Source organism: Pseudomonas sp. BO3-4 (genome assembly GCF_034044115.1).
GTDB classification, from domain to species: domain Bacteria; phylum Pseudomonadota; class Gammaproteobacteria; order Pseudomonadales; family Pseudomonadaceae; genus Aquipseudomonas; species Aquipseudomonas alloputida.
Map to the genome: position 1 here is coordinate 4,143,834 of NZ_CP139018.1, position 12,999 is coordinate 4,156,832.

A 12,999-nucleotide genomic window follows, 5' to 3' on the forward strand; every position below is an offset into this window, starting at 1 on the left:
TCGCCCACCGGCCCCGCACTCAGTTCGGCGGCCAACAGGGGTGGTAAATATAGAGAGTCGCAAATGCGAGTAAATCTTATTTACGAAGTTTACATGTTTGTAACTGAACTTTGCTGAACCGTGATCTTTGGCACAGCGAGGCTCGCTGTGGGAGCAACGGTCTTGCTCAACATTTGATAAGCCTTCGCGGTCTGTAAGAGCGGGTTTACCCGCGAACACCGGCGAAGGCACCCTATGACGGAATGACCACCCTGCATTCATGGACAGTTCAGTCATGTCCGCAGGCTGTTGCTGCCATCCACCTATCCGATTTGCATCCTGTGTGCAGGCATCTACAGTTTCGACGTACAACGCTGCGGAGCGGCCAGATGCGTGGCGATGACAACAACTGCGCAAGCACTGCCAAAAGCCAGCCGAAAATGCCCCGCAGCATCTGGGCGCTGGGCTTCGTGTCGATGTTGATGGACATTTCCTCGGAGATGATCCACGCCCTGCTGCCCCTGTACATGGTCAGTGTGCTCGGCGCTTCGGTGATCGCGGTGGGGTTCATCGAAGGAATCGCCGAGTCGACCGCATCGTTCACCAAGGTGTTCTCTGGCGCCCTCAGCGACCGACTGGGTAAACGCAAGCTGCTGACAGTGATCGGCTATGGCCTGAGTGCGCTGATGAAGCCGGTATTTCCCATGGCCTCCGGACTTGAGTGGCTGACTGCGGCACGCTTCGTCGACCGTGTCGGCAAAGGCATTCGGGGGGCACCGCGTGATGCACTGGTGGCCGATGTTACGCCGGTCGAGCTGCGCGGCGCGGCGTTCGGCCTGCGTCAGGCGCTCGATACCGTGGGCGCTATCCTCGGGCCATTGCTGGCGATCGTGTTGATGTGGCTGACAGCGAGCCATTTCCAGACCGTGTTCTGGGTAGCTATTATCCCGGCGTTCGTGGCGGTGTATATCCTAGTTGCCTTCGTTCACGAACCTGAAGCCTCAGCTATGGGGCGTCCGGTACGCTCACCGTTGGCACTGCACGCGCTTCGGCGCCTGGGGCCGGTCTATTGGCGCCTGATCGGTCTGGCCACGTTGTTCACCCTCGCCCGTTTCAGCGAGGCGTTCTTGCTGCTGCGGGCTCAGAACATAGGCCTGACTCCGCTGTGGGCGCCGGCGGTACTGGTATTGATGGCGATGGCCTACTCACTGTCGGCCTACCCTGCCGGCGTGTTGTCGGACCGAGTGGGGCGCCGTGGCGTGCTGATGGCCGGGCTAGGCCTGCTGATCACTGCCGACCTGCTGCTGGCCCTTTTGCCAGGATGGGCCGGGCTTGCCTTTGGGGTAACGGCCTGGGGCCTGCACTTGGGCTTCAGCCAAGGCATCTTCTCTGCCATGATTGCCGACAGCGCCCCCGCCAACTTGCGCGGTACCGCCTTCGGCCTGTTCAACCTGCTGACCGGTGCGGCACTGCTGATAGCCAGCGTGGTAGCCGGATTGCTGTGGGAGAGTGCGGGGTTCCAGGCAACCTTCCTGGTTGGTGCAGGGTTTGCCGTCACCACCCTTGCAGGGCTGACGCTGCTGCGCTGAACCTGGCTAGCCTGGCGGTTCACGGCTGCAGCGCACGCAGGTTGAACAGTTCCATCCTGTAACCCGAACGCTCCCGCCGCAGGGGTCGAACGCCTGGCCAGGGAGCACGGCCTGCCGGTGAAGGCGTTCGAGTGGTTCGGGTCACCAAGGATGTCGGCAATGCACGCAGTGAAGGGGCCAAGCTGATCGCGATGCTGGATGGCGATCTCCCCCTCAAGCCGAACTAGGCCAGCGCAGCCTCCTGCTCCAGCAACGACCAACCGCCATGCCCATCCACCTCAAGCCGGTGAGTATGGAACGCTGCCAGCGTGCTGCGGTGGCCGACACTGACCAGCAATGCACTCGGCATTTCCGAACGCAACAACGCATACAGGGCATGCTCGAGCCCCTCATCCATCGCCGAGGTGGACTCGTCGAGAAACACCACCTCAGGCCGGTTGAACAGTACCCGGGCGAACGCCAGACGCTGCTGCTCGCCCACCGAGAGGATGTGTGACCAGTCACAGCTGACGTCCAGACGCTCGGCCAGGTGGGCCAGGTTGACCTGGCGCAGTGCCTGCTGCATGAGCAACTCATCCTTGGTATTACTGGCTGCCGGGTAGGCAATGACGGTACGCAAGTCACCCAGCGGCAGGTACGGGCGTTGCGACAGGAACAGTGCCTGATGCCCCGTTGGCCGCCTGACCTTGCCTTCGGCATACGGCCAAAGACCCGCCAGGGCACGCAGCAGCGTGGTTTTACCACTGCCCGATGGCCCTTTGATCAACAACGCCTGGCCGGCATGCAGGCTCAGGTCCAGGTCGGCGATAAGGGCATGTCCGTCCGGGCGCAGCACCTGCAATCCCGCGATCTGCAGCGCATGCGCCTGGTCTTCGGTGGTGACGCGCGGCAACGCACTTGCCTGCTGGTTGGCATCGAGAAAGCCGGTGAGACGGTCAAGGGTCGCGCGGTACTGCGCGAACGCATCGTACGACTCACGGAAGAACGACAAAGAATCCTGCACCTGCCCAAAGGCCTGGGAAGTTTGCATGACGTCGCCCAGCTTGATCGCCCCACTGAAGAAGCGCGGCGCCTGAAGAATGAACGGAAACACAACGGCTACCTGACTGACACCCAAGTTGAAGCCACTGAACTTCAAGTTCCGGTACACCAATGCCCAGGCATTCACGATCAAGGCAGCAAAACGGCCGAGCAACGTGCCCCGCTCGACTTGCGAACCTTGGTAGAAGGCAATGTTCTCGGCGTTCTCACGCAGACGCATCAACGCGTAACGGAAGTTGGCGGTGAGTTTCTCGTTGAGGAAGTTAAGCCGGATCAGCGGGCGCCCAAGGCGGAAGGCGACCCAGGTGGCGACGATGACATACAGGTAAACGGCAAATACCATCGCCCGAGGGATCTCTACGCCGGCCACCGTCAACGGTGCCGACAGCCCCCAGAGGATGCCGGTGAACGCCACGAGCGAAACCAGCGCACTGACTGCGCCCAGGGCAAGGGTGACCGAGTTGGTGACAAAAGCGTTAACGTCCAGTTCGATACGTTGGTCAGGGTTGTCCACTGGCTCGGCAAGGAACTGGCCACGGTAATAGGCATCGCCCTGCATCCAGTCGTGGGTCAGGCGCTCGGTCAGCCAGACCCGCCACTTGATACTGAATGCCTGGCTGACATAGAAGGTGAACAGCGAGCGCAACACATGGATGGTAGCCAGCACTGCGAAGACGCCGAGTAGGTACCAGAACGCCGCCTGGTCAAGGCCCTGCAAGGCGCTGTAGAAGCCGTTGTACCAGAACGAAAAAAGAACGTTTAGGCGAACCGAAAACAGCGTCAGGACCAGCAGCAGGGCAAACACCAGCAACGGCCGCCAACTGCGCCTGAAACTGAAATAGGGCCCGGCAAGCTGCCAGAACTGGCTGCCCCAGCGTGTACAGCGCACGGCCAGAGTTGCGGCTGCAGTGAAGCTGACAAGGGTGATGAACGAGGCGATTGCCAGCCAGCTTAGGCTCTCTTGCAGGGCCTGATGCCAGTTCATTTCCATGGTAAGTATCCGTGCTGAGTATTTCCGCGAGCGTAGCATTACGCCGTCATTCGTCAGGTATAAATGACGCACATTTCATGATTTGTAGGAGCGGGGTTACCCGCGAAAGGGCCGGCCCTGCTGGCCAATCTCCACCCGCCGTTCACCGTTGCCGCCGCCACCGTATTCGCGGGTAAACCCGCTCCTACACAGTTTGGTGGTGAACACACATCGGGGGGTGGACACAGGCCGTCGTAGGAGCGGGTTTACCCGCGAACACCGGCGAAGCCGGTGCCCTCCACCGAGCTGCCTGTTCCCACAGTGATTCGAGCAGGTCCAGTTTTTTTTGCCCACAAAGACAAAACCCCTACCTGCATGCGCAGATAGGGGTTTTGCGAAATGAATCTTGACGATGACCTACTCTCACATGGGGAAACCCCACACTACCATCGGCGATGCATCGTTTCACTACTGAGTTCGGGATGGGATCAGGTGGTTCCAATGCTCTATGGTCGTCAAGAAATTCTGTTGCCAGAATGTCCAGATGGACAGCCCAGCGAATTCGGATATGCGATATTTGTGGTCTTACGAATTTTCGGGTCTTTCGTCTTCACCACCGCAATCTGCGTCAGCAAATTGCTTGGGTGTTATATGGTCAAGCCTCACGGGCAATTAGTATTGGTTAGCTCAACGCCTCACAGCGCTTACACACCCAACCTATCAACGTCGTAGTCTTCGACGGCCCTTTAGGGGATTCAAGATCCCAGTGAGATCTCATCTTGAGGCAAGTTTCCCGCTTAGATGCTTTCAGCGGTTATCTCTTCCGAACATAGCTACCCGGCAATGCCACTGGCGTGACAACCGGAACACCAGAGGTTCGTCCACTCCGGTCCTCTCGTACTAGGAGCAGCCCCTCTCAAATCTCAAACGTCCACGGCAGATAGGGACCGAACTGTCTCACGACGTTCTAAACCCAGCTCGCGTACCACTTTAAATGGCGAACAGCCATACCCTTGGGACCGGCTTCAGCCCCAGGATGTGATGAGCCGACATCGAGGTGCCAAACACCGCCGTCGATATGAACTCTTGGGCGGTATCAGCCTGTTATCCCCGGAGTACCTTTTATCCGTTGAGCGATGGCCCTTCCATACAGAACCACCGGATCACTAAGACCTACTTTCGTACCTGCTCGACGTGTTTGTCTCGCAGTCAAGCGCGCTTTTGCCTTTATACTCTACGACCGATTTCCGACCGGTCTGAGCGCACCTTCGTACTCCTCCGTTACTCTTTGGGAGGAGACCGCCCCAGTCAAACTACCCACCATACACTGTCCTCGATCCGGATAACGGACCTGAGTTAGAACCTCAAAGTTGCCAGGGTGGTATTTCAAGGATGGCTCCATGAGAACTGGCGTCCCCACTTCAAAGCCTCCCACCTATCCTACACAAGCAAATTCAAAGTCCAGTGCAAAGCTATAGTAAAGGTTCACGGGGTCTTTCCGTCTAGCCGCGGATACACTGCATCTTCACAGCGATTTCAATTTCACTGAGTCTCGGGTGGAGACAGCGCCGCCATCGTTACGCCATTCGTGCAGGTCGGAACTTACCCGACAAGGAATTTCGCTACCTTAGGACCGTTATAGTTACGGCCGCCGTTTACCGGGGCTTCGATCAAGAGCTTCGCTTGCGCTAACCCCATCAATTAACCTTCCGGCACCGGGCAGGCGTCACACCCTATACGTCCACTTTCGTGTTTGCAGAGTGCTGTGTTTTTAATAAACAGTCGCAGCGGCCTGGTATCTTCGACCGGCATGGGCTTACGGAGCAAGTCCTTAACCCTCGCCGGCGCACCTTCTCCCGAAGTTACGGTGCCATTTTGCCTAGTTCCTTCACCCGAGTTCTCTCAAGCGCCTTGGTATTCTCTACCTAACCACCTGTGTCGGTTTGGGGTACGGTTCCCAGTTATCTGAAGCTTAGGAGCTTTTCTTGGAAGCATGGTATCAACCACTTCGTCGCCTAAAGGCAACTCGTCATCAGCTCTCGGCCTTGAAATCCCGGATTTGCCTAAGATTTCAGCCTACCACCTTAAACCTGGACAACCAACGCCAGGCTGGCCTAACCTTCTCCGTCCCTCCATCGCAATAACTGGAAGTACAGGAATATTAACCTGTTTTCCATCGACTACGCTTTTCAGCCTCGCCTTAGGGACCGACTAACCCTGCGTCGATTAACGTTGCGCAGGAAACCTTGGTCTTTCGGCGTGCGAGTTTTTCACTCGCATTGTCGTTACTCATGTCAGCATTCGCACTTCTGATACCTCCAGCAAGCTTCTCAACTCACCTTCACAGGCTTACAGAACGCTCCTCTACCGCATCATCATACGATGATACCCGTAGCTTCGGTGCATGGTTTGAGCCCCGTTACATCTTCCGCGCAGGCCGACTCGACTAGTGAGCTATTACGCTTTCTTTAAAGGGTGGCTGCTTCTAAGCCAACCTCCTAGCTGTCTAAGCCTTCCCACATCGTTTCCCACTTAACCATGACTTTGGGACCTTAGCTGACGGTCTGGGTTGTTTCCCTTTTCACGACGGACGTTAGCACCCGCCGTGTGTCTCCCATGCTCGGCACTTGTAGGTATTCGGAGTTTGCATCGGTTTGGTAAGTCGGGATGACCCCCTAGCCGAAACAGTGCTCTACCCCCTACAGTGATACATGAGGCGCTACCTAAATAGCTTTCGAGGAGAACCAGCTATCTCCGAGCTTGATTAGCCTTTCACTCCGATCCACAGGTCATCCGCTAACTTTTCAACGGTAGTCGGTTCGGTCCTCCAGTCAGTGTTACCTAACCTTCAACCTGCCCATGGATAGATCGCCCGGTTTCGGGTCTATACCCAGCGACTAAACGCCCTATTAAGACTCGCTTTCGCTACGCCTCCCCTATTCGGTTAAGCTCGCCACTGAATATAAGTCGCTGACCCATTATACAAAAGGTACGCAGTCACCTAACAAAGTAGGCTCCCACTGCTTGTACGCATACGGTTTCAGGTTCTATTTCACTCCCCTCTCCGGGGTTCTTTTCGCCTTTCCCTCACGGTACTGGTTCACTATCGGTCAGTCAGTAGTATTTAGCCTTGGAGGATGGTCCCCCCATATTCAGACAAAGTTTCTCGTGCTCCGTCCTACTCGATTTCATTGATAAGAGATTTTCGTGTACGGGGCTATCACCCACTATGGCCGCACTTTCCAGAGCGTTCCACTAATCTCAAACCAACTTAAGGGCTGGTCCCCGTTCGCTCGCCACTACTAAGGGAATCTCGGTTGATTTCTTTTCCTCAGGGTACTTAGATGTTTCAGTTCCCCTGGTTCGCCTCTTGCACCTATGTATTCAGTACAAGATAACCAGCTTATGCTGGCTGGGTTCCCCCATTCAGAGATCTCTGGATCACAGTCTGTTTGCCGACTCCCCAAAGCTTATCGCAGGCTACCACGTCTTTCATCGCCTCTGACTGCCAAGGCATCCACCGTATGCGCTTCTTCACTTGACCATATAACCCCAAGCAATCTGGTTATACTGTGAAGACGACATTCGCCGAAAATTCGTACGTTGCTCTTTCGAGCAGAACTCACAAATTTTACCTTAGCCTGATCCACCAGCAGTGAAACTGGTGTTCAGTCTATATCTATCACATATCCGAATTTTTAAAGAACGATCTGACAAAAGCCAGAAATCAACATTCGATGCGAATGCTCATTTCTGAGTTTGATCAAGGTACAGCAAGTGGTGGAGCCAAGCGGGATCGAACCGCTGACCTCCTGCGTGCAAGGCAGGCGCTCTCCCAGCTGAGCTATGGCCCCGCATATTGGTAGGTCTGGGCAGATTTGAACTGCCGACCTCACCCTTATCAGGGGTGCGCTCTAACCAACTGAGCTACAGACCTATATAGGGTCTTGATCGTCTTCGACAATGAATCAAGCAATTCGTGTGGGAGCTCATCAGCAGGCTGATGTCGTCGATTAAGGAGGTGATCCAGCCGCAGGTTCCCCTACGGCTACCTTGTTACGACTTCACCCCAGTCATGAATCACACCGTGGTAACCGTCCTCCCGAAGGTTAGACTAGCTACTTCTGGTGCAACCCACTCCCATGGTGTGACGGGCGGTGTGTACAAGGCCCGGGAACGTATTCACCGCGACATTCTGATTCGCGATTACTAGCGATTCCGACTTCACGCAGTCGAGTTGCAGACTGCGATCCGGACTACGATCGGTTTTGTGAGATTAGCTCCACCTCGCGGCTTGGCAACCCTCTGTACCGACCATTGTAGCACGTGTGTAGCCCAGGCCGTAAGGGCCATGATGACTTGACGTCATCCCCACCTTCCTCCGGTTTGTCACCGGCAGTCTCCTTAGAGTGCCCACCATAACGTGCTGGTAACTAAGGACAAGGGTTGCGCTCGTTACGGGACTTAACCCAACATCTCACGACACGAGCTGACGACAGCCATGCAGCACCTGTGTCAGAGTTCCCGAAGGCACCAATCCATCTCTGGAAAGTTCTCTGCATGTCAAGGCCTGGTAAGGTTCTTCGCGTTGCTTCGAATTAAACCACATGCTCCACCGCTTGTGCGGGCCCCCGTCAATTCATTTGAGTTTTAACCTTGCGGCCGTACTCCCCAGGCGGTCAACTTAATGCGTTAGCTGCGCCACTAAAATCTCAAGGATTCCAACGGCTAGTTGACATCGTTTACGGCGTGGACTACCAGGGTATCTAATCCTGTTTGCTCCCCACGCTTTCGCACCTCAGTGTCAGTATCAGTCCAGGTGGTCGCCTTCGCCACTGGTGTTCCTTCCTATATCTACGCATTTCACCGCTACACAGGAAATTCCACCACCCTCTACCGTACTCTAGCTTGCCAGTTTTGGATGCAGTTCCCAGGTTGAGCCCGGGGCTTTCACATCCAACTTAACAAACCACCTACGCGCGCTTTACGCCCAGTAATTCCGATTAACGCTTGCACCCTCTGTATTACCGCGGCTGCTGGCACAGAGTTAGCCGGTGCTTATTCTGTCGGTAACGTCAAAACAGCAAGGTATTAACTTACTGCCCTTCCTCCCAACTTAAAGTGCTTTACAATCCGAAGACCTTCTTCACACACGCGGCATGGCTGGATCAGGCTTTCGCCCATTGTCCAATATTCCCCACTGCTGCCTCCCGTAGGAGTCTGGACCGTGTCTCAGTTCCAGTGTGACTGATCATCCTCTCAGACCAGTTACGGATCGTCGCCTTGGTGAGCCATTACCCCACCAACTAGCTAATCCGACCTAGGCTCATCTGATAGCGCAAGGCCCGAAGGTCCCCTGCTTTCTCCCGTAGGACGTATGCGGTATTAGCGTTCCTTTCGAAACGTTGTCCCCCACTACCAGGCAGATTCCTAGGCATTACTCACCCGTCCGCCGCTGAATCAAGGAGCAAGCTCCCGTCATCCGCTCGACTTGCATGTGTTAGGCCTGCCGCCAGCGTTCAATCTGAGCCATGATCAAACTCTTCAGTTCAATACTGCTTGGGTTTTTAAGAAACCCTAAACTTGGCTCAGCAATCTCAAATGACTATGTGATTTCTCGCATGGTCACTTGTGATGCTGATAATCTTTTTGACTATCAGTCCGTACTCACAAGCACCCACACGAATTGCTTGATTCGATTTGTTAAAGAGCGTTTGGTTAAGAGCTTTTCGTCTCAACCGAGGCGCGCATTCTACGCTTTCCTCAGAGCCTGTCAAGCGTTTATTTTGAAGTTTTTTGCGAAAAACTCGTTTAGCTTCAAACACTTGACTCAACACAGTGGCTAGCTTTGCTTCGCTACCGCGTTGGAGTGGTGCGCATTATAGGGAGGCCATCGAGAAGGTCAACCTTTAATTTCAATGATTTGAAATATTTCTGGCAAAGCCATTTGACGGCTACCACCCACCCCACCAATTGCGCACTATATTGCTCACCACCTCCCTCGCCAAAGGATTGCCGCACCTAAATGAACACCCAGCCCCGCAGCCTGGCCGCCACCCTCTTCCCGATCGGCCTACTGCTTATCGCCATGGCATCGATTCAGTCCGGCGCCTCTCTGGCCAAAAGCATGTTCCCCATCATCGGCGCACAAGGCACCACCACCCTGCGCCTGATCTTCGCCAGCATCATCATGCTGCTTATATTGCGCCCGTGGCGGGTACGCATGACCGCCAACACGTTGCGCAACGTGGTCATCTACGGCATGGCACTGGGCGGCATGAACTTCCTCTTCTATATGGCCCTGCAAACGGTACCCATCGGTATCGCCGTGGCCCTGGAATTCACCGGCCCGTTGGCCGTGGCGATCTTCTCCTCGCGCCGACCGATCGATTTCCTGTGGATTGCCCTCGCCATCGCTGGGCTGCTGCTGTTGCTGCCAGCAGGTCACAGCGGCCAGGCACTCGACCCAGTGGGCGCCGCCTATGCGCTGGGGGCGGGTGTGTGCTGGGCGCTGTACATCCTGTTCGGACAACGTGCAGGGGCCGAACACGGCATCCAGAGCGCAGCCCTGGGGGTGGTAGTCGCGGCCCTGTTCGTCGCCCCCATCGGTATCGCCCACGCCGGTAGCGCTCTGCTCACACCTGCCGTAATCCCCATGGCGTTGGCCGTTGCAATACTGTCCACCGCCCTGCCCTACAGCCTGGAAATGGTTGCCCTCACGCGAATCCCGGCGCGCACGTTCGGCACCCTGATGAGCATCGAACCGGCATTTGGCGCATTGTCCGGCCTGCTTTTCCTCGGCGAGATGCTGACACTCACTCAATGGCTGGCGATTCTGGCAATCATTACCGCCTCGGTCGGCACCACCCTGTCCATGCGCAAGGCAACCAGCCCGGCCATCGCAGCAGACTGATATGAGAAATATTTTCATTTGAGAAAGGATTAGTGATTGTAGCAGCCCGTCTCGCTGATTAAGCTGTCACAGAATCATCATCTTTACGCTATCTACTGGGCCGAACACGGACGCTGGGGGAAGGTTCAGGAAGAACCGAAGCGACAACGACAGGGTCGTGACGACTGATTTGCCCTGCATTTAAGGACAGGAATGAAACGAATTTTTCTCATCCTGGCCATCTTGGCTATTGCTGGATGTGCCGCCACAGCCAAGACCGAGGTCAAAAGGGGCAAGAAGGGCCTGCATATCAATTGCTCCGGTCTTTCTTCCTCGTGGGACAATTGCTACAGCAAGGCCGCAAGCGCCTGCAGCACGCGCGGCTACCGAGTTGTTGCGCGCTCGGGCGATAGCGATGAAGAAGCCGGTGACTATTTGTTCGGCATCAACCCGGCGGGTTACACCAGCCGTAGCATGATCGTCATCTGTAAATAGAGAAAAGGGCAGCTCGCAAACTGCCCTTTTTCATCTGCGTTACAGCGGTGCAGTACGCACCTCCAACCAGGCAAGCGCATCCCCTTGGAGCAAGGGCGCCAGGCGCTCACGTACGCGGGCGTGATAGCCGTTCAGCCACTCCACCTCTTCCTTGGTCAGCAACTCGGGCAACAGACAGCGGGTGTCGATAGGGCACAGCGTCAAGGTCTCGAATTGCAGGAAGTCGCCAAAGGCACTCCTCCCCGCTTCGCGGTTGACCACCAGGTTCTCGATGCGAACGCCCCACTGCCCCGGGCGGTACGTACCCGGCTCGATCGAGCTGATCATGCCCGCTTGCATGGCCGTCTGCGGTGCGGGTGCCGCCTGGTAGGCGATTACTTGAGGCCCCTCGTGCACGTTCATGAAGTAGCCCACCCCGTGGCCGGTACCATGGCCATAGTCGACCTGGTCAGCCCAGATCGGCGCCCGGGCAATGGCGTCGAGCAACGGCGACAGTACCCCTCGCGGGAACGTGGCACGCGACAGGGCAATCATGCCCTTGAGTACACGGGTGCAGTCCTGCTTCTGTGCCTGGCTGGGGTTACCGACCGGCACCATGCGGGTGATGTCGGTAGTGCCGCCCAGGTATTGACCGCCCGAGTCGATCAGCAACAAGCCATTACCCTCGATGAGCGCATGCGACTGCTCGGTGGCACGGTAGTGTGGCATCGCGCCATTGCCATTGAAGGCGGCAATGGTAGAAAAGCTCAGTGACACGAAATCAGGGCGTCGAGCACGCGCGGCACTCAATTGCTCGTCAACCGTCAGCTCCGTAATGACCTCCCGGCCGAGGTTCGCCTCGAACCAGGCGAAAAACTCGCACAAGGCTGCGCCGTCCTGCTCCATGACCTGGCGAATATGCACCAGGTCGTCGTCACCCTTGCAGGACTTGCTCAGCGTGGTGGGGTTTAGCCCCTCGACAAGAACCACCTCTGCCGCCAGGTTGTCCAGCAGGCCGCAGGTCACCCGGGCCGGGTCCACCAGCAGCCGCGCCCCCGTAGGAACAGTGCCAAGCGCCTTGCCTGCTTCGCTGTAGTCGCGCACCTCGATGCCGTCGACCTCCAGCACATGACGCAGGTGCGCGTCCACCTTGTCCTGGCCCACGAACAGGATGGCCTGCTGCTGATTGATCAGGGCAAAGGCCAGGAAAACCGGATTGTAAGAAACATCGCTGCCGCGCAGGTTGAACAGCCAGGCAATGTCATCCAGGGTTGCGATGAAGTGCCAGTCGGCCCCCTTGGCCAGGATGCCCTGGCGCAATTGCGCGAGCTTTTCCGCCCGGCTCACCGTGGCGTGTGGCGGCAGGTGCTGGTACACCGGGTTGCCTGGCAGCGCCGGGCGCCCGTCCCAGACTTGACCCAGCAGGTCCATGTCAGTCACCAGCTGCGCTCCACGCGCCTTCAGCCGCTCGGCCAGCTGGCGCGCCGAAGCCAGGGCCATGACCGCACCATCCACTGCCACGCGACCGTTGGGCTCGACGTTTTCGCCCAACCATTCCAACGCTCCGGGTTTGCCCGGCAACAGTTTCATCAGTTCGATGCCGCTGCCCTCCAGCTCCTGAGCTGCCTGCTCCCAGTAGCGGCTATCGACCCACAGCCCGGCAAACCCAGGCGTCACCACCAACGTACCGACCGAGCCCTGGAACCCCGAAAGCCACTGGCGCCCCTGCCAGTAACCGGGCAGGTATTCGGATAGGTGGGGGTCGGCCGAGGGGACCAGCAAGGCATCGATGCCCGCTGCCGCCATGGCTTGGCGCACGTGCACCAGTCGCTGCGGCACGCTTTGCTCAAGGGTGGTCTGGACGTTCATGCGCTCTCCTGCGACTTCATAACGGTTGATCCAATAGGCCGATAATGGAACAGCCACCAGGGCGCTGCAATCGCGACGACCAAGATACGGCATGCATTGCCCACCACGCCCTGTGCCAATAGGACACTTCCTACAACAGGACCAGGACCACCGATCAAGTTCCCCTGAACTTCCCCAAGACACCG

The 12,999-nt window shown here is 57.0% G+C and carries 5 protein-coding genes, 2 tRNA genes and 3 rRNA genes; 3 read left to right on the forward strand and 7 right to left on the reverse strand.

Going from position 1 to position 12,999, the window contains the following annotated elements; all coding sequences use genetic code 11:
• Window positions 1–368 precede the first annotated feature (368 nt).
• The gene (locus tag REH59_RS19180; RefSeq protein ID WP_014753858.1) at window positions 369–1,568 is read left to right on the forward strand and encodes an MFS transporter; all 1,200 of its coding nucleotides are present in this window, start codon (window positions 369–371) and stop codon (window positions 1,566–1,568) included.
• A gap of 223 nt (window positions 1,569–1,791) precedes the next feature.
• On the opposite strand, the gene REH59_RS19185 is transcribed toward REH59_RS19180, so the two are convergent.
• From REH59_RS19185 to REH59_RS19210, 6 genes are all read right to left on the reverse strand, one after another.
• On the reverse strand, window positions 1,792–3,600 hold the full coding sequence (locus REH59_RS19185; protein WP_004576805.1) for an ABC transporter ATP-binding protein/permease: 1,809 nt from the start codon (window positions 3,598–3,600) through the stop codon (window positions 1,792–1,794).
• 383 nt (window positions 3,601–3,983) lie between these two features.
• Window positions 3,984–4,099, reverse strand: a 5S ribosomal RNA gene (gene rrf / locus REH59_RS19190).
• Window positions 4,100–4,230: 131 nt separating this feature from the next.
• Window positions 4,231–7,123: ribosomal RNA gene (locus REH59_RS19195) — 23S ribosomal RNA — on the reverse strand.
• 234 nt (window positions 7,124–7,357) lie between these two features.
• A tRNA-Ala gene (locus tag REH59_RS19200) sits at window positions 7,358–7,433 on the reverse strand.
• Window positions 7,434–7,439: 6 nt separating this feature from the next.
• Window positions 7,440–7,516 (reverse strand) — tRNA-Ile (locus REH59_RS19205).
• 77 nt (window positions 7,517–7,593) lie between these two features.
• Window positions 7,594–9,130, reverse strand: a 16S ribosomal RNA gene (locus REH59_RS19210).
• The 16S, 23S and 5S rRNA genes sit together here with 2 tRNA genes alongside, the layout of an rRNA operon.
• 474 nt (window positions 9,131–9,604) lie before the next feature.
• Here REH59_RS19210 and rhtA point away from each other — a divergent pair.
• Both rhtA and REH59_RS19220 read left to right on the forward strand, forming a co-directional pair.
• The gene (gene rhtA / locus REH59_RS19215) at window positions 9,605–10,492 is read left to right on the forward strand and encodes a threonine/homoserine exporter RhtA (RefSeq protein ID WP_003250156.1); all 888 of its coding nucleotides are present in this window, start codon (window positions 9,605–9,607) and stop codon (window positions 10,490–10,492) included.
• 192 nt (window positions 10,493–10,684) lie between these two features.
• Window positions 10,685–10,966 carry a hypothetical protein gene (locus tag REH59_RS19220; RefSeq protein WP_003250154.1) on the forward strand — a complete coding sequence of 94 codons (282 nt, stop codon included), beginning with the start codon at window positions 10,685–10,687 and terminating at the stop codon, window positions 10,964–10,966.
• 39 nt (window positions 10,967–11,005) lie between these two features.
• Here REH59_RS19220 and REH59_RS19225 read toward each other — a convergent pair whose 3' ends face one another.
• Entirely contained in the window at window positions 11,006–12,814 is a 1,809-nt protein-coding gene (locus tag REH59_RS19225) for an aminopeptidase P family protein (RefSeq protein ID WP_014860595.1), read from the reverse strand.
• Window positions 12,815–12,999 lie beyond the last annotated feature (185 nt).